At 65.3% G+C, this 20,197-nt stretch carries 18 protein-coding genes and 1 pseudogene; 16 read left to right on the top strand and 3 right to left on the bottom strand.

The annotated features are described in order from the left end of the window. Positions 1–25 precede the first annotated feature (25 nt). Together cysN and CQY20_RS08940 are read left to right on the top strand one after the other, a co-directional pair. On the top strand, positions 26–1,870 hold the full coding sequence (cysN, locus tag CQY20_RS08945; protein ID WP_097939722.1) for a sulfate adenylyltransferase subunit CysN: 1,845 nt from the start codon (positions 26–28) through the stop codon (positions 1,868–1,870). Further along, entirely contained in the window at positions 1,867–2,604 is a 738-nt protein-coding gene (locus CQY20_RS08940) for a 3'(2'),5'-bisphosphate nucleotidase CysQ (RefSeq protein ID WP_097939721.1), read from the top strand. Before cysN ends, CQY20_RS08940 begins: the two co-directional genes overlap by 4 nt. Here the strand turns inward: CQY20_RS08940 and CQY20_RS08935 are convergent. Further along, positions 2,594–3,271 (bottom strand): winged helix-turn-helix transcriptional regulator, encoded by a 678-nt coding sequence (locus CQY20_RS08935; RefSeq protein WP_097939720.1) that lies wholly within the window; start codon positions 3,269–3,271, stop codon positions 2,594–2,596. The two genes, CQY20_RS08940 and CQY20_RS08935, sit on opposite strands and share 11 nt — an antisense overlap. Before the next feature lie 84 nt (positions 3,272–3,355). Between CQY20_RS08935 and CQY20_RS08930 the strand changes: the two genes are divergently transcribed. Both CQY20_RS08930 and CQY20_RS08925 read left to right on the top strand, forming a co-directional pair. Continuing rightward, complete coding sequence (locus CQY20_RS08930) at positions 3,356–4,156, top strand: class I SAM-dependent methyltransferase (protein WP_097939719.1); 801 nt, start codon at positions 3,356–3,358, stop codon at positions 4,154–4,156. Positions 4,157–4,174: 18 nt separating this feature from the next. After that, on the top strand, positions 4,175–4,774 hold the full coding sequence (locus CQY20_RS08925; RefSeq protein WP_097939718.1) for a cysteine hydrolase family protein: 600 nt from the start codon (positions 4,175–4,177) through the stop codon (positions 4,772–4,774). Between the two features lie 594 nt (positions 4,775–5,368). On the opposite strand, the pseudogene CQY20_RS36190 reads toward CQY20_RS08925, so the two are convergent. Both CQY20_RS36190 and CQY20_RS36185 read right to left on the bottom strand, forming a co-directional pair. Further along, positions 5,369–5,473, bottom strand: a pseudogene (locus CQY20_RS36190) (PE-PPE domain-containing protein); the annotation flags it as partial. A gap of 3 nt (positions 5,474–5,476) precedes the next feature. After that, positions 5,477–5,641, bottom strand: coding sequence for a PE-PPE domain-containing protein (locus tag CQY20_RS36185; RefSeq protein ID WP_163700735.1), 165 nt, complete (start codon positions 5,639–5,641; stop codon positions 5,477–5,479). A gap of 350 nt (positions 5,642–5,991) precedes the next feature. On the opposite strand from CQY20_RS36185, the gene CQY20_RS08915 reads away from it, so the two are divergent. The 12 genes from CQY20_RS08915 (at position 5,992) to CQY20_RS08860 (ending at position 20,197) form a co-directional block, all read left to right on the top strand. Further along, the gene (locus CQY20_RS08915; RefSeq protein WP_097939717.1) at positions 5,992–6,450 is read left to right on the top strand and encodes an SRPBCC family protein; all 459 of its coding nucleotides are present in this window, start codon (positions 5,992–5,994) and stop codon (positions 6,448–6,450) included. Next, entirely contained in the window at positions 6,450–7,250 is an 801-nt protein-coding gene (locus CQY20_RS08910; RefSeq protein ID WP_097939716.1) for an FAD binding domain-containing protein, read from the top strand. Before CQY20_RS08915 ends, CQY20_RS08910 begins: the two co-directional genes overlap by 1 nt. Then, positions 7,247–7,807, top strand: a complete 561-nt coding sequence (locus CQY20_RS08905) for a (2Fe-2S)-binding protein (protein ID WP_097939715.1) — start codon at positions 7,247–7,249, stop codon at positions 7,805–7,807. The genes CQY20_RS08910 and CQY20_RS08905 overlap by 4 nt, the downstream gene beginning before the upstream one ends. Beyond that, the gene (locus CQY20_RS08900; RefSeq protein ID WP_097939714.1) at positions 7,804–10,140 is read left to right on the top strand and encodes a xanthine dehydrogenase family protein molybdopterin-binding subunit; all 2,337 of its coding nucleotides are present in this window, start codon (positions 7,804–7,806) and stop codon (positions 10,138–10,140) included. The genes CQY20_RS08905 and CQY20_RS08900 overlap by 4 nt, the downstream gene beginning before the upstream one ends. 112 nt (positions 10,141–10,252) lie before the next feature. Further along, positions 10,253–10,960 carry a GntR family transcriptional regulator gene (locus tag CQY20_RS08895; RefSeq protein ID WP_163700732.1) on the top strand — a complete coding sequence of 236 codons (708 nt, stop codon included), beginning with the start codon at positions 10,253–10,255 and terminating at the stop codon, positions 10,958–10,960. 199 nt (positions 10,961–11,159) lie between these two features. Then, positions 11,160–12,182, top strand: a complete 1,023-nt coding sequence (locus CQY20_RS08890) for an LLM class flavin-dependent oxidoreductase (protein ID WP_097939712.1) — start codon at positions 11,160–11,162, stop codon at positions 12,180–12,182. A gap of 88 nt (positions 12,183–12,270) precedes the next feature. After that, complete coding sequence (locus CQY20_RS08885; protein WP_097939711.1) at positions 12,271–13,278, top strand: Bug family tripartite tricarboxylate transporter substrate binding protein; 1,008 nt, start codon at positions 12,271–12,273, stop codon at positions 13,276–13,278. 10 nt (positions 13,279–13,288) lie between these two features. Next, positions 13,289–15,463 (top strand): tripartite tricarboxylate transporter permease, encoded by a 2,175-nt coding sequence (locus CQY20_RS08880; RefSeq protein ID WP_097939710.1) that lies wholly within the window; start codon positions 13,289–13,291, stop codon positions 15,461–15,463. 40 nt (positions 15,464–15,503) lie between these two features. Continuing rightward, positions 15,504–16,766 (top strand): MFS transporter, encoded by a 1,263-nt coding sequence (locus tag CQY20_RS08875; protein WP_097939709.1) that lies wholly within the window; start codon positions 15,504–15,506, stop codon positions 16,764–16,766. A gap of 80 nt (positions 16,767–16,846) precedes the next feature. Further along, positions 16,847–17,797, top strand: a complete 951-nt coding sequence (locus CQY20_RS08870; RefSeq protein WP_097939708.1) for an alpha/beta hydrolase — start codon at positions 16,847–16,849, stop codon at positions 17,795–17,797. After that, positions 17,794–19,218, top strand: coding sequence for a dihydroorotase (locus tag CQY20_RS08865; RefSeq protein WP_097939707.1), 1,425 nt, complete (start codon positions 17,794–17,796; stop codon positions 19,216–19,218). Before CQY20_RS08870 ends, CQY20_RS08865 begins: the two co-directional genes overlap by 4 nt. A gap of 1 nt (position 19,219) precedes the next feature. Next, positions 19,220–20,197: an LLM class flavin-dependent oxidoreductase gene (locus CQY20_RS08860; RefSeq protein WP_097939706.1), complete on the top strand. Its 978-nt coding sequence runs from the start codon at positions 19,220–19,222 to the stop codon at positions 20,195–20,197.

Here is a 20,197-nt window from a genome sequence, read left to right as displayed (position 1 = left end):
CTTGCGCGAAGAACGGGGAGCACGGATGACGACGCTGCTACGCCTGGCGACCGCAGGATCGGTCGACGACGGCAAGTCGACGCTCATCGGCCGTCTGCTCTACGACTCGAAGGCCGTCATGGAGGATCAACTGGCCTCGGTCGAGCGCACGTCCAAAGAGCGCGGGCACGATTACACCGACCTGGCGTTGGTGACCGACGGCCTGCGCGCCGAGCGCGAGCAGGGCATCACCATCGACGTCGCGTATCGCTATTTCGCCACGCCCAAGCGGAAATTCATCATCGCCGACACGCCGGGCCACATCCAGTACACCCGCAACATGGTGACCGGCACGTCGACCGCGCAACTGGCGATCGTCCTCGTCGACGCCCGCCACGGCCTGCTCGAGCAGTCGCGCAGGCACGCGTTCCTCGCCTCGCTGCTCGGCATCCGCCACATCGTGCTGGCCGTCAACAAGATGGATCTGATCGGTTGGGACCGCGAGCAATTCGAGAAGATCCGCGACGACTTCCATGAGTTTGCCGCCCGGCTGGACATCCACGATGTGACCACCATTCCGCTATCGGCTCTGCACGGCGACAACGTGGTGACGAGGTCGGACAACACCCCGTGGTACGACGGGCCCGCGCTGCTGTCGCACCTCGAAGAGGTCTACATCGCCGGCGACCGCAACCTGGTCGACGTGCGGTTCCCCGTGCAGTACGTGATCCGGCCGCAGACCCACGAACACGCCGATCACCGCAGCTACGCAGGCACCGTGGCCAGCGGCGTGATGCGTCCCGGCGACGAGGTCGTCGTGCTGCCTGCGGGGCTGACCAGCCGCATCACGGCTATCGAAAGCCCCACTGGGCCAGTCGAAGAGGCTTTCCCGCCGATGGCGGTGTCGATCAGCCTCGCCGACGACATCGACATCTCGCGCGGTGACATGATCGCGCGGCCGAACAACCAACCTCGGGTCACGCGAGAGTTCGACGCCACGGTGTGCTGGATGGCCGACGACTCCTCGCTGGAGCCGGGCCGCGACTACATCATCAAGCACACCACGCGCACGACGAGGGTGCGGGTGACCGCGCTGGACTACCGCCTCGACGTCAACACGCTGCATCGCGACAAGTCGGCCACCGCGCTGAAACTCAATGAGCTGGGCCGGATTGCGTTGCGCGCGCAGACTCCGCTGCTGCTGGACGAATACAGCCGCAACGCGACCACCGGATCATTCATCCTGATCGATCCGCACACCAACGGCACAGTCGCCGCGGGCATGGTGCTGCCGCAGGTCACCGCGCGCACGTCAAGCCCCAACACCGTGCGTCACCAGAATCTGTGCAGCTCCGAGGACCGGCTGTCGAAGGGCCGCACCGTGTGGTTCACCGGGCTGTCGGGTTCCGGCAAGTCGTCGGTGGCGATGCTCGTCGAGCAGAAGTTGCTCGAAAAGGGCCTGCCCGCATACGTTTTGGACGGCGACAATCTGCGCCACGGCCTCAACGCCGACCTTGGTTTCTCGATGGCCGACCGAGCGGAGAACCAGCGCAGGCTGGCCCATGTCGCCGCGATCCTCGCCGATTCGGGGCAGATCGTGTTGGTGCCCGCGATCAGCCCGCTGGAGGAGCATCGCGAGCTGGCGCGGAAGGTGACCACCGAGGCCGGGGTGGAGTTCTTCGAGGTGTTCTGCGACACCCCGCTCGAAGACTGCGAACGCCGCGACCCGAAGGGCCTGTACGCCAAGGCGCGTTCCGGTGAAATCACGCACTTCACCGGAATCGACAGCCCGTTTCAGCGGCCGAAGAACCCCGACTTGCGTCTGACGCCCGACCATTCGCCCGAAGAGCTGGCCGACATGGTGATCGAGATGCTCGAAAGGCGTTCGTGATCGACCATAGCGACGACGAGGTCGCCGAACGGTTGGCCACCGAAGCGGGCAAGCTGCTGCTCGGTGTGCGCGACGAATTCGCTGACGCCAGCTCGGCCGACCGAAAAGCCGCAGGGGACAAGCGGTCTCATGACTTCCTGATGGAGGCGTTGGCGACGGAGCGGCCCGCTGACGCCGTCCTGTCCGAGGAGGGAGCCGACGACCCCGTTCGATTAACTGCGCAGCGGGTCTGGATCGTCGATCCGCTCGACGGCACCAGGGAGTTCTCCGAACTCGACCGCGACGACTGGGCCGTGCACGTCGCGCTGTGGGAAGACGGAGAACTGGTGGCTGGGGCGGTTGCGCTACCGGCACAAGGGGTCACATTGGCCACACCCGACGTCGCGAAGCCGCCGCACCCACCTGCCGCGCCCCGCATCGTCATCTCACGGACCAGGCCGCCCGCCATCGCGCTGCAAGTCCGCGACGCGTTGAACGGCACGCTGGTCGAAATGGGTTCGGCGGGAGCAAAAGTAGCCGCCGTGGTACAGGGCCGCGCCGACGTCTACGTGCACGCCGGCGGCCAATACGAATGGGATTCGGCCGCGCCCGTCGCCGTCGCTCGTGCAGCCGGACTGCACACATCCCGCATCGACGGCTCACCGCTCCGCTACAACCGACCCGATCCGCTGCTGCCCGACCTGCTGGTGTGCCGCCCCGAACTCGCCGAGGTGGTGCTTTCGGTCACGGGCTGACCCCCGCGAGAACCGGATGGTGCAGATTCCATGTCGGAAACGAGCGCCGCAGCCACGTCGGGCCGGTCAGCGTCACGTCTCCGGTGCGCAGCACGTCGCGCCACGACCTCTTGCCGCGATGCCAATCGACGAAGGCCAGCGACCGCGCTGTGACCGTCAGATCGGGCTCACCGCCAGGATCCGAGTAGCACGTCTCGGCATCGCCGTGCTCGATCAACAGCCAGTACCGGCGGTTGGTCGGAGCCTCGTCCGGGAAGATCAGCGCCACCACCACGCGGCCCGGCGGCAGCGCGGCGCGGTCCAATTGCACTTGGCACCACGCCCATAGCGCGAACGCGGGATCCGAGTGTTCGCTGGTCACATCGATCCACCGCTCGCCCCACGCCGCGAGCCGGTCGATCACACCGATCAGGTCGGCGCCGGCTTGCGTCAGCGCGTACAGGTGGCCGCGGCCGTCCGGTTTCGGCTTTGTCTCGATGACGCCGGCATGCTGCAGTTCCTCGAGCCGCTTGAGCAGCATCGAGCGAGACATCGTCGGCACACCTCGCGCGATGGCCGAAAACGTCTCGGCGCCGAACATCAGATTGCGCACGATCAGTGGGTTCCACCGTTCGGCGAGAACCTCCGAAGCGCGGGCCACAGGGCAGTACTGGCGGTATGTGCCCATGCATCGATCGTCCCACTGTCGGGCCCTGTCGGAAGTTCCAAAATCGAACTTCCCACCATTGATTTCGGCGCCGACGATCGCAGCATGAGATCACGATTCGCCGGCGGGCAGGTCTGCACCGCTGCCGCCGAGAATTACCACGAACTGCTCGTGCCCGCGCTCTTCGCGCAATGGGTGCAGCCCATGCTCGACGCCGTTGCTCCCGGGGTGGGGGAGCGGCTCCTCGATGTCGGCACTGGGACGGGTGTGCTCGCCCGCGCGGCGAGCATCAGGGTCGGCACGTCGGGATCGGTCATCGGCCTCGACCCCAACGAAGGCATGCTCGCGGTGGCGGAACGGCTCACACAAGGGCTGGATCTCCGCTGTGGCTACGCCGAGGAGATGCCCATCGGCGACGGCGAGATTGACTGTGTCGTATGTCAATTCGCGTTGATGTTCTTCACCGATCGGGCCGCCGCGGTCAGCGAGGTCAAGCGCGTCCTGCGCCCAGGCGGCCGGATCGCGGTCGCGACATGGGCCTCGATCGACCAGCTTCCAGGCTTTGCCGCGATGGCCGACTTGTTCGGCGACGAACTCGGCGACTGGGCCGCCGACGCCATGCGCGCGCCGTTCGCGGTCGGCACTCCCGAAGCCCTCGCCGACGTCTTACGCCCGGCGTTTCCGGACGTGGTGGTCGTCCGGCGCGAAGGCGTTGCCCGGTTCGGTTCAATCGACGACTGGCTGTACAGCGAGATCCGGGGATGGACGCTGTCCGACCACGTCGACGAGGCGCAGTACGCCCGGCTGAGAACCAGCGCGGCGCGACGGCTGGCGGCGTTCGCCTGCGCCGACGGGACGGTGAGGTTCCCGGCACCCGCATTGATCGCCACCGCAACCCGTGGGTGACGGCATACGCTCTGCGATGTGTCCGAACTGCATACGCTGCGCGCTCTCGCGCAACTGCCTCAAAGCCCGGCCGGGCTCGCCGAGTCGACGCTGATCATGATCGACTGCCAGAACACCTACACCCGCGGCGTGATGGAGCTGGAAGGTGTGCAAACCGCACTCGACGAGGCGGCGGCTCTGCTCGACCGCGCCCGGTCGGCGGGAATTCCGATCATTCACATTCAACATGACGACGGGCCGGGATCGCTCTACGACGTCGAGGGGGAGAGTGGCGCGATCGTCGACCGCGTTGCCCCGCGTGAAGGTGAACCCGTGGTGGTGAAGAGCTATCCGAACTCGTTCGTGCAGACCGATCTCGACGAGCGACTGAAGGCCGCAGGCGCTTCGAACCTTGTGCTCGCAGGCTTCATGACGCACATGTGCGTGAACTCGACCGCGCGCGGAGCCTTCAACCTCGGCTATGCGCCGACGGTGGTCGCAGCGGCCACCGCAACCCGCGCCCTGCCCGGCGTCGGCGACGAATCGGTCCCCGCCACGGCGATGCAGTCGGCCAGCCTCGCCGCGATGGCCGATCTGTTCGCCGTCGTCGTACCTGACTCGACCGCCATCCCGGACTGATCGGAGCACCGTCAGGAATCGGTGTCGCCGGGCGAGGTGCTTTCGCCTAGAACTGGCTGTCGCCGACGTATCGCCCGAATTCAGGCTCGATCTGGTTCCGGCCGTTGACTTTACGGGGCCTCGAGTAATTGCCCGGAGACGCTCGGCCACATTGTCCGTTCGCCAGGACCCCTGCAGTCGATCCACCAACCTTTGGCCCAGCCGGCTTAGGGGCTGTGGCTGGCCGAGTGTCCGGCTTTCAGCCGAAAACTTCAGCCGGGACTTCACAAATTGCTTGATTGTTTTCGGTTCGACCGTATTCTTCTGCTGCACAACCTGATTCGTTACCTTTGCTGCGGTTGCCACCTCGGTCGACACGGTTGAGTTCTGTTGCTGCTCTCGCGCGCCAACCTTCTCGGAGATGCCGATGTCGGCAGGGTCCGGCGCTGGCGTGGAACTGTTCGATCGAGCGGGCGCACCAATAAGGGACGTTGCGTTGGCGGCACCCTCACCGATGGCGTCAACGAGATCAGTGACCACCTTCGCCGGGTCGAGCCTCGGGATCAGCCGCGCCGGGGTTGGCTCCCACGGCTTGATGTTGCGGTCGTAGCCCAGCTCGACGACAACGCGGAAGAACGGCTCGAACACGTCGATCACCGGTTCAGGTATCCCCGCTTGGCGCAGCGGCGCGAATAGCGGCAGGTCCTGCGTCTCGAACAAGTACTAGTCGGTGTCACCGTAGGCGCCCTGATAGAACTGCGACTCCTTCGGATTGTCGGGCAGGCTGACGTCGAGGGCGTTCGAGTGAAGGTAAACGAAGCCCCGCCCTGCGTTCAGCAAAGAGATCATGTTGAGCGGATGCAACGGGAAGTCGCCGCCTCGGACCATCGCTACAGCGTGCGGTGTCGAGTTCCGCTGGGAAGGATTCTGTCGCATGGGCCCGAAAGAGCGCAGTAGGGGACCACTGCATTTTGATCGGAATCCCGTGCAGCACTACGTCCTCGCGGCATGCTGCGCCTCCGCATGAGGCGCGTCGAGGATCGCGGAGGGATCAACCCACCGACGGTCGTCGCAGCGGCTCCACCGCGCCGTGGTCGACGCCAGCGGCTCTGCCATCCCGATCCGCCGCCCGCCGAGGCCACGCCCGCCCTCCGAGCGCGGCGTCTTGCGCGCATCGGCGTCCAACCGTAGATTGGATTTTATATTCACATTGTTCCGGCCCCGTGAAAAGGACACCGATGCCGCGTACCGAGTTTCACCGTGACTTGACCGTCAAAGCCAGCGCGGAGGACTCCTGGGCCGCCATGATCGACGTGCCGCGACTGGTGAGCTGGGTGTCCATCGTCGAGGACGCGGTCGAGATCGAACCGCTGAGCAAATATACGGCGGTCCTGATGGATCGCCTAGGCCCGTTCAAGTTGCGCGCCGACCTGGACGTGACGGTCAGCGACGTCAACGAGGGGTCTTCGCTGAAGGTACGTGCGGCCGGTGAGGACCGGCAGGTCGGCTCGCGGCTGCTGGTGCTGGCGGACTTGGTGGTGAGCCCGCGTGAGCAGGGTTCCACGATCGTCGTCGACGGTGTGTACGAGGTGACCGGCAAGGTCGCCAGCATGGGCTCGGGCACCATCAACAAGAAGGCGCAAAAGATCCTCGACGAGTTCTTCGGCGCGGCCAGTGACGCACTCGGTGAGCTCTGATGCTGCCGCCGTTCCGTCTCGCCAGGCCCCGGACTCTCGCCGAGGCCCTCGATGCCATCGGTGATGACAAGGTGCCCTACTGCGGCGGCACCGAACTGCTGCTGGCCATGCGGGCAGGGCTGCATCGACCGGAGACACTCGTCGACCTGAAGAAGGTGTCCGAGCTGTCGGGGGTCAGACGCGACGGCGACAGCATCGTCATCGGCGCGGTCGAGCGGCACATGGACCTCGCAGCGGATCCGCTGCTTGCCCAACATCTCCCGATGTTGGCGAAGGTCGAAGGCGCGGTCGGCAACGCGCGTGTGCGGGCGCAGGGGTCGATCGGCGGCAACCTGTGCTTCGCCGAACCCAAGTCCGACGTTGCAACGGCATTGGTCGCGTATCGCGCCGAGGTCACGCTCGCACGGCCCGGCGACCGCACCCGGACGGTCGCGGTCGAGGACTTTGTGGCCGGGCCGTATTGGGCCGACAAGGAACCCGACGAAATCCTGGTAGACATCAGGGTTCCCGTCCCGGCCCCGGGCACCAGAGCGGTCTATCTGAAGTACCAGATCAGCGAGCGGCCGACGGTCGGTGTCGCACTGTCCTACGACCCGCAGGGCGAATGTCGCCTCGTCGTGGGCGCCGTCGGCGAGGTGCAGACGCTGTGGACGTTCGGCGACCCAGCCGAGATCGACCCGGAAGCCGTCGCCGAAGAACTCGACCCCACACCCGATCTCACCGGTTCCGACCGGTACAAGCGTCACGTCGCCGCGACTTACATTCGCCGCGCCGTGCATGCCATGGCGGAGGCCGCATGAGCGCAACAGAACTGGGCATCGTCGAAATCAGCCTGACAGTCAACGGAATTCCGGTTGCGCGGGCCGTCGAACCGCGCACGCTCCTGGTGGACTTCCTGCGGGAGGACCTCAACCTGACCGGCACCAAGGTCAGTTGCGAACTGCAGGTGTGCGGCGTGTGCACGGTGCTCGTGGACGACCGGCCCGTCAGCGCCTGCACCTTTCTCGCCGTCGACGCCGACGGATCGGCGGTGCGCACCGTGGAGGGTCTCGCCGAAGACGGCGCGCCAAACCCGTTGCAGGAAGCCTTCATCACCCACCACGCGTTGCAATGTGGCTTCTGCACCCCCGGATTCTTGATGATGTCCACCGCGCTGCTGGAATCACGCGACGACATCGACCGCGACGACATCGTCGAGCATCTGGACGGAAACATCTGCCGCTGCACGGGATATCAACCGATCGTCGACGCCGTTGCAGAGGTCGCCGCCGCACGGCCGCCATGCCTTGCCCGCCGAAACGGTAACGTCGCCACCAACGGTCATCCCAACACCGAAGGCAACGGAGACCGCCCATGAGTATCGATCTTCCGGCCGCCCCGCATCAGGCCACCTCCCGCCACGCCGACGAACATCAGACGGTCGGGCGCTCGGTGCGCCGCCGCGATCTGGTGGAGAAGGTGCTCGGCACCGCGCAATACGCGGTCGACATGACCATGCCCGGCATGCTGCACGCCAAGGTCGTGCGCGCCCAACGGGCCCACGCGCGCATCCTTGACATCGCCGCCGACAACGCCATGGCCGTGCCAGGAGTCGTCGCCGTGGTGACCGCGGCGGATCTGAAAACGCTGTTCCCGCGATTCGGGCACATCATCTCCGACCACTTCATCCTGGCCACCGGCAAGGTGCGCTACTTCGGGGAGCCGGTCGCGATCGTCGTCGCCGAAACACGCGCCGCCGCGACGGATGCCGCCGACCTCGTCGAGGTCAGCTACGAGGACCTGCCGGAAGTGATCTCGACTGCCGAAGCGCTGGCACCCGGCGCACCGCTGGTCCACGAAACCACCTACGCGCCAACGGCTGACGCCACGTTCAAGGAGCTGACCGACGCCGACGACGATGAGCAGCCCGACCTCACGAACATCGCCCACGAGGTCAACATCGGCTGGGGCGACGTCGACGCCGCCTTCGCCGACGCGCATCTGGTCGTCGAAAGCGCCACTCGTTATCCGATGCTCTACGCCTACGCGATGGAGCCCTACAACGCGGTGGCGTCCTACGGGGACGACGGCCTGACCGTCATCACCACGGCCCAGCACCCGTTCATGGTCCGCGACGACCTGGCCCGCATCTTCAACCTGCCGCTGGCGCGGGTCCGTGTGACCGTGCCCTACCTGGGCGGCGGATACGGGTCGAAGTCCTACACCAAGGTCGAGCCGCTGGCGTCGGTGGCGTCCTGGGCCGTCGGCAGGCCGGTCAAACTCACGCTCAGCGTCGAAGAGGCGATCTACACCACCCGCGTCGACGACGCGGTGATCAACGTGCGCAGCGCATTCGACGCCGACGGCCGAATCCTGGCCCGCGACTTCGATATCACGATGAACTCCGGCGCCTACGCCGACAACAGCCCGTTGGTCTTGGCCAAGTCCGTCAACCGGTGTTTCGGCCCGTACCGGGTGTCGAACCTGCGGGTGCGCGGCAGGTCTGTCTACACCAACACCTCGCCGGCGTCGTCGTACCGCGGATTCGGTGCGCCGCAAGGGAACCTGGCCGGTGAGACGAATCTCGACCAGGCCGCCGACAAACTCGGCATCAGCCGCGCCGACATTCGCCGCAAGAACCTGGTGCGGTTCGGCGAGGAGATCCTGCCGGGCAATCGCGGCATCGACGCCGACCTGATCGCCGACCTCGACATGGTGGTGGAATCGCTGGAACGCGGACGGCGCGACGCCGCCCACTACGGAATCGGTTTCGGCGTAACGGCATCCGACGCAGGCGCATACCCTATCTCCACCGCGCAGGTGCGTGTCGAGACCGACGGGTCGGTCATCGTCTTGTCGGGCAGCACCGAAATGGGCCAGGGGAGCCGTTCGCTGCTCGCCCAGATCGCCGCCGAGGAATTCGGGATCGGCATGGATCGTGTCTCGGTGGTGCAGTCCGACACCGCGGGATCGGCCTACGAGCGCACGACCGGCGCGAGCAGGACGACGACACTGGCGGGCCTCTCGGTGCAGCGTGCATGTGCCGACGCCAGGCAGAAGCTGCGCGCCATGGCGGCCGAACTCTGGAATTGCCCGCAGGACGAGGTCAGCGATGTTCCCGGCGGGGTCCGTGGTCCGCAAGATCAACAACTCGATTTCGGCACCATCGTGCGCAAATGGTTCGGCGGGTCGGCCGGCGAGGTCACCGGCATCGGGCTGGTCCGGCGCGAAGGCGCGACGAAGGAGATGCCGCCGTTCTGGGAGACCGGATTGGTGGGCGTGGCCGTCGAGGTCGACCCCGACACCGGATATGTCACCCTTGACCAACTCGTCACCTGCGCCGACGTCGGCTTCGCAATCAATCCGCAGGCGGTCGAGGCGCAAGACCTCGGCGCCGCGACCCAGGGGCTGGGCGCCGCGCTGTTCGAGGAGTTGGTCTACGACGGGCCTCAGCTGGCCAACGCCAACGTCGTCGACTACCGAGTGCCTCGCGCCGGAGATCTGGCCCGCCGGATCGACCTGATGCTCGCCGAACGTCGCGACGGCGTGGGGCCGTACGGCGCCAAGGGCGCGGGCGAAGGTCAGCTCAATCCCGTCGGCGGTGCGGTAGCCTCCGCTATCGCCCAGGCCGTCGGCCGCTGGCCGACGCGGTTGCCGCTGACCCCCGAACGGGTGTGGCGGCTGCTGAACAATCTTCCGGAGGCGGATTGAACAGCCGCTACCCGGGAATTATGTATTCCTCATTTAATATGCAACCGTCACTTGAACCGATAAAGTCACTCAGCAAATGGGCGGCCAACGCCCGAGATAAGGCATGGAGAGCATGGCACGCACGATAGAGAGCGAGGTGTCCGACAAGGACGCCAAGGTCCTGAGCAACATCGCGGAGTCCGTGCGTGGCACGTTCCAGACCGTCGAGGACATGACGCAGTCCTTCATCCGTGAAGCGATCGTGCAGGGGGTGTTCCGTCCGGGCCAGCGGTTGAACCTGGACACCATCGCCAGTTCGCTCGGTGTCAGCCGGATGCCGGTGCGGGCGAGCCTGCGGCAGTTGGAGAACGAGGGCCTGGTCCGGATTCACCCGTACCGTGGTGCCACCGTGTCGGTGCTGCGGCCCGAGGAGATCTCCGAAATCTACGAGCTGCGCATCCTGCTCGAGTCGTACCTGCTGAAACTGGCAATCGAGAACATCGACGACGAGCTCGTCGGTCGGCTCGAGGAGATCGTCGAGGACCTGGAGAACGCGGAAGAACTCAGCGAGCGACTGGAACGGCGCTATCAGCTGTACGAGGTGCTCTACCAGCGCGCCAACCGGCCGCGGGCATTGGCGCAGGTGAACAACCTGCGCGGCGCTGTCGGCAGGTATCTGCTGCTGCAGCGCGTGGACGAACAGCACAGCCACGAGGAGCTCATCAATCACCTGCGGGCCCGCGACACCAAGGCCGCGACCGCATGGTTGACCAAGCACCTGCACAAGGTATCCAACCGGCTGCAGGCCATCGTGGCCAATGACGAGAAGTCGACGGCCTAGCCGCAGCCACTCCTAATAGCTGATACGCCCGGGACCGGACAGGCCCGGGCGTACTGCTGCGCGATTTCGGCGCGCTTACCGGCGCTCAGCGCACCTTTCCGCGCCGAAATCGCATCGGCTGGTGGATATGATTTGCAAGATTCTGTATCCAAGATAATCTATTCGACACCACCCATTCCGAGCCCTGAAGGGAGTCTCAGTGGCGGAGGTTTCATTCGGCGTGCGGGTGCCCAATTCCGGGCCACTGTCGTCCGTTGCGAACATCACCCGTGCCGCGACCGAAGCCGAAGAGATGGGGTTCGATTCGATCTTCCTGCACGACCACGTGGTGTGGAGCACCGCGATGCACCGGCACCACATTTCCTCGGGCGCGCACGAGGCTCTCGCCGACGACCAGTCCGCCGACTTTTACGAAGCGCTCACCACGATCGGCTATCTGGCGGCCAAGACATCGTCGGTGAGGATCGGCGTCGCCTGCCTCGTGATGCCGACCCGCAACCCCATCTATGCGGCCAAGCAATTGGCCACGCTCGATCACCTCACCGGCGGCCGGTTGATCGCAGGTGTCGGACTGGGCTCCAAAGCGTCCAAGGAATCCAGCGAGTTCGACGTGTTCGGTGTGCCGTTCTCCGCACGCGCTCGCATGACCGACGAATACGTCGAAGCGATGCGCGCCATCTGGACCCAGCCGCTGGCCTCCTATTCGGGGCGCTACATCGAGTTCAAGGACGCCGAGATCTTCCCGAAGCCTCTGCAGGACAAGGGGCCCGACGTGTGGGTGGGCGGTTGGACCGACGCGGCCGCGCGGCGCACCGGTCGCCTCGGTGATGGCTGGGTGCCGGGTTGGTTGTCACCGGCTGAAATGGGCCGTGGCGCAGCCATTGTGCGGGAGACGGCGCAGGAGTACGACCGCGATCCGGACAACATCACCATCGCCGTCGAAAAGCTCACCGTCATCGACACCGACCACGACGCGGCCATGGCCCGTGCCGTGCCCACCGTCGCAACCAGTTCCAAGACCTACGAACGCGACGTCGATCAAATCCAATTCGCCCTTGATCGGCACATCTTCGGATCCGTCGATGCCGTCCAGCGGCGCGTCGAGGAGTTCGTCGAGGCAGGCGTGACCCACTTCGAGTTGAAGTTCATCTACCCGACGATGGACGAGCTGACCAGGCAGATGGAGCTGTGGGCGAGTGAGATTCTGCCGAAATACCGCTGAGCCGCCCGATGCAATCACCACGGTCCACCAAAGACGCTGTGGTGAAGAGAAATACGTCCGAGCATCTGTCACGAAGGGACGCAACATCATGAAGCACCGGCTCCACCGGCTCATCGCCGTCGCACTCGTCGCGGGCCTCGCCGTGGCCGGGTGCGGATCGAAGTCCTCATCGGCCGGCGACTCCGAAGGGGACTGGACGCCCAAGAAGGACATCGACTGGATCGTCCCGTACAGCCCCGGCGGAGGATTCGACGTCTACTCGCGCGGCGTCGCCGAAGCCATGCAGAAGACGCAGTTGCCCGACGGGGTCAGTGTGGTGATCCGCAACATGCCGCCGCTGCCGCAAGGCATTACACAGGAGTACACCGCCAAGCCGGACGGCACGACCATCGGTATTCTGCCGATGCCCGCCGCGATAGCGCAGCAGATCCAGGACCCCGACCTGGCCAAGTGGGACACCGAGAAGTTCACCGTGCTGGGCAGCGTCGACGAAAACGCCTATGTGGTCTACGTCGCGGCGGATTCGCCGTATCACTCGATCGAGGACCTGATCAACAAGAAGGGGCTGCGCTCCCTGACCGTCGAAGAGGGTTCGTCCTCGGCGCTTGCGGGCTTGGCCACCATCAAGGCGCTCGGCCTGGACGCGACGGTCACCTACGGGGCCGAAGGCTCCGCCGACGTGGTGACCGGATTGCTGCGCGGGGACGCGGATTTCATCGTCTACGGATCCACCGACTTGACCGGCTTCGTCGAGTCGGGCGACATCAGGCCGCTGCTGTTCCTCGGCACCGAAGACCAGCGCCCCCAGACGTTGCCCTGGCTCAAGGACGTCCCGAGTGCGGAGTCCAAGGGCTTCGAAGACCTCAGCGGGGCGGTGACCGAGCTGCGGCTGATCGTGGCCCCGCCGGAGTTGCCCGACAACGTGGCCACCTATCTGCGGGACGCCACCTACAAGGCGATGACCAGCCCTGAGTTCGCGGAGTGGGCGAAAACCGCCAAGCGCCCGATCATTCCGCGCGACTGGAAGGCCGCCACCGAGGTGATGAAGAAACAGGTCGCGCAGATGAAGGAACTCGTCCCGACGTTGTCGAACTGAGCCCCAAGTCATGTCATTTCTCAGTGGGCTGCCCGACGCGGTGTCGTCGATGGCCAATTGGGGCTTCCTGATCGCGTTTCTGATCGGCTGCGCCAACGGCATGCTCACCGGACTGCTGCCGGGACTCGGTGGTTCGGTGGGCATCGCGTTGATGATCCCGTTCACCTACAACATGGACACGCACACCGCGATGGGCCTGTTCATCGCGGCGCTGGCCGGCCAGTCATTCTGCGGGTCCGTCACGGCCATCCTGCTGAACGTGCCAGGGTCATCACCCAGCGCAGCGACCACGCTCGACGGCTATCCGCTCGCGCGGCAGGGCCGCGGCGGATTCGCCATCGGCATCTCGGCGACATCCTCTTTTCTCGGCTCTTTCATCGGCACCGTGCTGCTGATCGCGCTCATCCCGGTGGTGCGCCCGTTGGTGCTGTCGTTCTCGTTCCCGGAATTCACTATGCTGGCGGTGTTCGGGCTGACCGTGATCGCGATGGCATCCCGCGGGTCGATGTTCAAAGGAGTCGTCGCCGGCCTTCTGGGCGTGCTGTTCTCGTTCGTCGGGTTCGCGCCCGTCGGCGGAGACGTCAGGTACGCCTTCGACCAGCCGTCGCTCTACAACGGCTTCGACGTGGTCATCGTCTTGGTCGGCATGTTCGCGGTCACCGAGGCGCTCGACCTGCTGCGGACCAACCAAAGTGTTGCCAAGGGCATTTCGGGTATGAAGATCGGCCACAAGCAGATCTTCGAGGGCGTGCTGTTCACGATCAAACAGCCGTTCCTGCTGATTCGCAGCTCTCTTATCGGCACCGGCATCGGGTTGGTGCCCGCCGTCGGCGGCACCGTCGCCGCGTTCCTGGCCTACTTCCAGGCGGCCAGGACGTGCAAGAATCCGCGGTTCGGCTACGGAGACCCGCGCGGTGTGCTGGCGCCCGAAGCGTCCAACGACGCCAAGGACTCAGGAGCGGCGCTGCCCAGCCTCGCGTTCGGCATCCCCGGCAGCTCCGACTGGGCGGTCGTGATGGGCGCCATGGTGATTCACGGACTGACGCCCGGACCCAACCTGATCAGGGAGAGCCCCGACATCGTCTGGATCGCGATCATCGTGTTGAGTGCGGCCAGTTTCTTCACCTCCGCGCTCGGCCTGATGTTCGGACCGCAACTACTGCAGATCACGCGGATCAAGCCCGGCATCCTCTCGCCGTTCGTGTTGATGCTGGCCGTGATCGGCGCGTATGCCCTCAACCTCAGCACGACGGATGTCATCGTGTCGATCGCCTTCGGGCTCACGGCGTATGCCATGCGGACGATCGGGATGCCGTTGATCCCGGTGATCCTCGGCTTCATCCTCGGGCCCCTGGTCGAGAAGTCCTATCTGCAGACGCTGTCGTCCTACGGCGGCATCAGCGGCTTCTTCACCCGGCCGATCTCCGTTGCGCTGATGGTGCTGACCGTCGCGGTGCTCGTCTACGAGGTCATCTCGACCCGCAGGGCCAGTGCCCGCGATGCCGAGCAGGTCGCCCGCGGCGTCGAATCCGCAACGCGGCCCTGGGCATTGGCAGTGATGGGAGCGTTCGGCGTCGTTGCGCTGGCTGCGCTGATGATGGCCGTCGACTTCAGTGACAAGGGCAGAACCTTCCCCATGATCACGGCGGGTGCGCTCGTTGTGCTTGTCGCTGTGTACTTCGCGATCGCATTGGTCCCATCACTGCGGCAGCGGGCAGGCGGGGTGATCGCCGACGGCGGCGGCATGGAAGAGGTTGTCGCTCACTTAAAGCAGGAAGCTGTCGAACAGATTGAGGCCCAGGAGCATCGACCTATGCAGGAAGCGTCTGGGCCGCGACCGCCTGCCGACGACGCCGTCGTCGCCGAAGGCGTGAAGGTGAGCACCGCAGAAGAGGCGTCGTCCGTCGCCACGTCGATCGAGTCTGCCGACGAAGTGCAGGCCCACGACATGGCACGTCGTCTGCGGATCAGCCTGATGCTGGTGGTCGGCCTGCTGGCGGGGATCATCCTGTTCGGGATGGAAGTCGCCGTGCCGGTGATCTTCGTGTTGTTCCTGCGCCTGGTCACGAAGGAACGTTGGCTGACGACCGTTGCGACGACAGTGATTTCGTGCGTGACGCTCTATCTCGTTTTTCACACAGTACTGGATGTTCCGCTGGAGGGCGGTCTGTTGCTGTCCTACTAGAGGCCGCACGGGACATCGCCGAAGGAGGTAAGGGGGAGAAATGGTGCGCTCCGACACGCGTGCGCAACGTCCGCCGGGTGTGGGTGCGACAGTCTGGGTGGCCGCGCTGACCGCCGGTTTCATCACATCCGGCATGCAGGGCATCGTTCCGGCGATCCCGGCCATCCGCGACCACTTCGGCCTCGACAACTTCCAAGTCGGCCTCATCACAAGCGTTTACCTGTTGCCCGGTGTGTTCTCGGCGTTCGCCGCGGGCGTGCTGACCGAGCGGATCGGACCGCGCAAGGTAGTGGTCGGTGGACTCACCGTCTTCGGTCTGGGCGGCCTGCTGCTGTTGTTCGCACACGATCTCGGCACCCTGCTGGCCGTGCGGTTCGTCCAAGGCATCGTGTTCGGGGCGTTGCAGTCCATCACGGTCGGCATCATCGGGTCGGCCGCCCTGTCGGGGCGGGCCGCCCATCGCGATCAGAGCCGGCGCATCGTGGCGATGGCCGCATCGGAATCGGTGTTCCCGGTGATCGGCGGCATGTTGTTGGCGGTGTCGTGGTTCGCGCCGTTCGCCACACAGCTGTTGACTCTTCCGCTGGCCGTCGTCGCGTGGTTTGTGCTCAAGGATCGCCAAGACGAGCCGCGCAAGGCAGGCGACGCCGCCAAGGTGTCGGTGTGGAAGGCGCCGGCGATCGTCGGTGTGCAGATCCTGGCCGCGGCACGCTTCATCTTCAAGTTCGCGGTGCTGACCTACACGCCGGTGCTCGCGGTCGATCAGGTCGGCATGTCGGCGGCGACGGTCGGTTGGCTGGTCGGCGCGTGCGGCGCGTTGTCGGCCGTGACGGCCCTGTTGTCGGAGAAGTTGGCTTCTCGCTGGCGGTCGTCGGAAATGATCTTCGGCTGCATGCTGCTCATCGCGATCAGCCTCGTCCTCATCGGATGGGCAGGCGCAGCAGCGGTGGTGGCGATCGGCTTGCTGCTCTACGGAATTCAAGACGGCATCTATGGGGTGGCGCACAACGTCTTGGCCAACGAGATGGCGCCAACCGGTACGCGGATGGCGTATATCGGGTTGACCGGCACCGTTCGCAACATCGGAAAATTCACCTCGCCCTTGCTGTTCGGCGCTGTCACGCTGGCGTTGTCGATCCCGCAGACGTTCTTCGCCTTCGCCGGATTGAGCGTGGTTGGCGCCGCCGTCGCGCGCCGCGTCGCGGGGGTCCAGCGTGACTTGCAGTCCATTACGGCCTCGACGGACAGCGCAGAACAGCCGACGGACAGCGCTGAACCAGAGAGAACGGACGAGAAGCGGTAACCCCACGTTTTGAATTTTGGATTTTGTATATAAGATGGAAGACGCACCTGGTCCTCAGGTAGAGGAGGAGAAGCCGCGGCATGCGCACCACCCCCGTCACCTTCTATAGCGAAGGTCAACGAATAGACGCCCTGTGGCGCACCTCCGACCAGGGGGGCGGGCCGTTCCGGGCGATCGTCCAGGGCCCAGGGTGGTTGGGGCTCAAGGACTCCAAGCTCTACGTGCGCTACCACGAGGCCCTCACCGAAGCCGGGTTCGGCGTGCTGATCTTCGACTACCGCGGATTCGGCGACTCCGAAGGCGACCGGGGGATGATCTCGCCGGCCTGGCAGTTGCAGGATCTGATCAACGCCGTCACGTACCTGACCACCCGCGACGACGTGGTCGCCGACGCCATCGGCGTCTTCGGCAGCGGTGGCACCGGTGGCGGCAACGCGGTGCTACTGGCGGCGGCCGACCCGCGCATCAAGGCCGCGGTCAGCCAGGTTCCCGTTGCGGATGGCAGGGACTGGCTGCACCGGATGCGTTCGGAATCCGAATGGTTGGCATTCCTCTCCGAATTGGAGGCCGACCGCAAGCGGCGGGTGATCGAGGGCGCAGGCCGTCGGGTGCACCCCCGCGAGGAGATCATGGTGCCGTCGGCGGAGCGCCGGACGACCAAGGTTAAAGCCGATGTGGACGGCCGCATTCCGACCGATGTGCCGTTGGCATGTGCCGACGAGATCCTCAATTACCAGCCGCTGGCCGCGGCCGCCAACCTGACGACGCCGCTGCTGGTGATCGGTGTCGAAGGTGATGCGACGACGCCGACCGACCACGCCGAAGCGCTGTACGCAGCCGCATCCGGCCCCAAGGAACTCATCATCCAACGCCACACCACGCACTACGCCGCTTACGACCAGTACTGGGAGCAGACCACGCCGCGGATCGTCGAATGGTTCGACATCCACGTGCAGCCAGTCGATCTCGTAGTGCGCAGCACAATAAGCCACAACGGTCAGACCAATCTAACGACAGGAGCACGGGCATGAGCATCGATCTGAGGTTGAGCGGCGGCACGGTGGCGACGCCGGCGGGCAATGTCACGGCCGACGTGCTTGTCGACAACGAGAAGATCGTCGGCCTGGTGCATCCCAGCGTGCCCGCTGAGGCAGACCGCACCGTCGACGTCACCGGCAAGCTGGTGTTGCCCGGCATGGTCGACGTGCACGTGCACACCCGCGAGCCGGGATTCGAGCACAAGGAGGACATCGAGACCACGTCGCGTCAGGCTGCCGTCGGCGGAGTGACGACGATCTTCGGGATGCCGAATCTGAACCCGCCCACCAACGACGTCGAAACGCTGAACGACGTATTCGACCGGTACGGCCGGACTTCCATCGTCGACTACAACCACAACCCCGCCCCCACCAACTACGACCAGATCCAGCCCATGGCCGAAATGGGCGTGTGCGCCTTCAAGATCTACATGGTCGTCGACACCGGACGTACCTATCCGCACCCCGCGGGCACCGGCATGCACGACCACGGGCACCTGTTGAAGATGATGGATCTGATCGCCAAGACCGGTAAGCGATTCATCATCCACCCGCACGACCAGGCGCTGATGGATTACATCGAGGGCGAGTATCTGGCGCGCGGCGAAAACACCCCGCAGGGTTACGCATCGGCGTATGCCGCACGCTCAGGCGTCATTTGGGACACCGCGATCGACGTGTGCCTGCGGTTGGCGGAAGCGTCCGGCTGTCCGATCCATATCGCACACATGCAGACCAAGCGCTCGATCGAGGCGGTGCGCCGCGCGAAAGCCGCCGGTATCGACGTTACCTGCGAGGTCAACCACTGGGGGCCGTTCCTGTCCACATGGGACGACGTGGAACGCCTCGGACCGTACGCACTGTCTTACTGGGTGCCCGATGAAGGCCGGAATGCCATCTGGGAAGGCATGACCGACGGCACGATCGACATCTGCTCATCCGATCACGCGCCGCATACGCGCGAGGAGAAGGAGATCGGCTGGACGCAGATGTGGAGTTGCCACACCGGTACTCCGGGCATCCAGTACTACTACCCCCTGCTGTTGGACGCGGTGAACCGGGGCAAGCTCACACTCGAGCGAGCGGTGTCGCTGGTCGCCACGCGCCCGGCCGAAGCTTTCGGTCTGCGGGGCATCAAGGGCACCATCGAGGTGGGCGCCGACGCAGACCTCGTCGTCGCCGACATGGCCGCACCGTGGACCATCTCCAACGACGGCGTGCTCTCGAGGTGCGGTTGGACCCCTTACGACGGCCGTGAGATCACCGCCGCGATCGAGCGCACATTCGTCAGGGGCACAGAAGTATTCGCCGACGGATCCGTCGTCGGCGACCCAGGACACGGCCGACTCGCGACCGCGGGCGCCGAATCAGAGAAGCGGCTCGCGACCGCCAACGCCTCCGGAGGAAACAACTGATATGAAGTTCGGATTGTTGCTGCCCCATTTCGGTGAGCACGCAAGCAGGGAAAAGCTCCTCGAAGGGTCGAAGCTGGCCGAGGACGTCGGCTTCGACTCGGTGTGGGTGCGCGACCATCTGGTGTTCGAGCCGCACGGCGAAATGGAGAAGCCGAACCGGACGTTCTACGACGCGTTGACCACGTTGACGGCGATCGGTGCGGTCACCGAACGCATCGAGCTGGGCACCGGGTCGCTGATCCCGTTCCGGCACCCGCTGGTGACCGCGCTGATGGCCGGGACGATCACCCAATTGGTCGGTCCGCGATTGATCCTCGGCTTCGGTGCAGGCACCTTCGACCACGAGTTCGAGGCCATCGAATGGGGCGATCGCGACCGGGTGGAGTTGGTGCGCTCGAACGCAGAGATCCTGCGCCGGGTCTTCACCGAGAACAACGTCGACTATGCCGACGACAACTTCAAGTTCAACGACATCACCATCGAACCGAAGCCGGTCGGCGGACGGGTGCCGTTCTGGTACTGCGGCGCCACTCCACGCTCGGCGCGGTTGGCGGTCGAGTTCTGCGACGGCTGGATGCCGGGTCGAATCTCCCTGCAGACCATGGCCAAGCGGATCGACACCATGCGCGAGTTGTCGGAGAAGAAGGGCCGGGAGTTGCCGACGATCGCGGTGATCCCACCGACCAGCATCGAGGAGACCCGCGACGAGGCGCTGAAGTACGTCAACATCCCGGGCCTGCTGGCATGGGCCAACAAGTCCAAGTTCGCGGTGCGTCCGCCGTCGGGCAAGTTCGAGACCGTGGAAGACCTTGAAGGCCAGCTGATCGTGGGTTCACCCGATGAGGTTGTCGGCGAGGTGAAGAAGTTCCAGGACCTCGGCACCCAGCACCTGGTGTTCGACTTCCGCTTCAAGTTCGAGCGGTTCTTCGAGCAGATCAAGCTCCTGGGTCAGGAAGTACTGCCCCGATTGCGCGGCTGA

It is taken from the genome of Mycolicibacterium agri (assembly GCF_002553505.1).
Taxonomy (GTDB): Bacteria; Actinomycetota; Actinomycetes; order Mycobacteriales; family Mycobacteriaceae; genus Mycobacterium; species Mycobacterium agri.
Note: the sequence above shows the minus strand (reverse complement) of the source record. Positions and strands in the feature narration are given on the sequence as shown.

Excerpts from the sequence above, each read along its gene's own strand:
- cysN (WP_097939722.1), top strand. The coding sequence starts at position 26 with ATGACGACGCTGCTACGCCTGGCGACCGCAGGATCGGTCGACGACGGC.
- CQY20_RS08935 (WP_097939720.1), bottom strand. The coding sequence starts at position 3,271 with ATGGGCACATACCGCCAGTACTGCCCTGTGGCCCGCGCTTCGGAGGTT.
- CQY20_RS08930 (WP_097939719.1), top strand. The coding sequence starts at position 3,356 with ATGAGATCACGATTCGCCGGCGGGCAGGTCTGCACCGCTGCCGCCGAG.
- CQY20_RS36185 (WP_163700735.1), bottom strand. The coding sequence starts at position 5,641 with ATGGTCCGAGGCGGCGACTTCCCGTTGCATCCGCTCAACATGATCTCT.
- CQY20_RS08915 (WP_097939717.1), top strand. The coding sequence starts at position 5,992 with ATGCCGCGTACCGAGTTTCACCGTGACTTGACCGTCAAAGCCAGCGCG.
- CQY20_RS08910 (WP_097939716.1), top strand. The coding sequence starts at position 6,450 with ATGCTGCCGCCGTTCCGTCTCGCCAGGCCCCGGACTCTCGCCGAGGCC.
- CQY20_RS08905 (WP_097939715.1), top strand. The coding sequence starts at position 7,247 with ATGAGCGCAACAGAACTGGGCATCGTCGAAATCAGCCTGACAGTCAAC.
- CQY20_RS08900 (WP_097939714.1), top strand. The coding sequence starts at position 7,804 with ATGAGTATCGATCTTCCGGCCGCCCCGCATCAGGCCACCTCCCGCCAC.
- CQY20_RS08895 (WP_163700732.1), top strand. The coding sequence starts at position 10,253 with ATGGCACGCACGATAGAGAGCGAGGTGTCCGACAAGGACGCCAAGGTC.
- CQY20_RS08885 (WP_097939711.1), top strand. The coding sequence starts at position 12,271 with ATGAAGCACCGGCTCCACCGGCTCATCGCCGTCGCACTCGTCGCGGGC.
- CQY20_RS08880 (WP_097939710.1), top strand. The coding sequence starts at position 13,289 with ATGTCATTTCTCAGTGGGCTGCCCGACGCGGTGTCGTCGATGGCCAAT.
- CQY20_RS08875 (WP_097939709.1), top strand. The coding sequence starts at position 15,504 with ATGGTGCGCTCCGACACGCGTGCGCAACGTCCGCCGGGTGTGGGTGCG.
- CQY20_RS08870 (WP_097939708.1), top strand. The coding sequence starts at position 16,847 with ATGCGCACCACCCCCGTCACCTTCTATAGCGAAGGTCAACGAATAGAC.
- CQY20_RS08865 (WP_097939707.1), top strand. The coding sequence starts at position 17,794 with ATGAGCATCGATCTGAGGTTGAGCGGCGGCACGGTGGCGACGCCGGCG.
- CQY20_RS08860 (WP_097939706.1), top strand. The coding sequence starts at position 19,220 with ATGAAGTTCGGATTGTTGCTGCCCCATTTCGGTGAGCACGCAAGCAGG.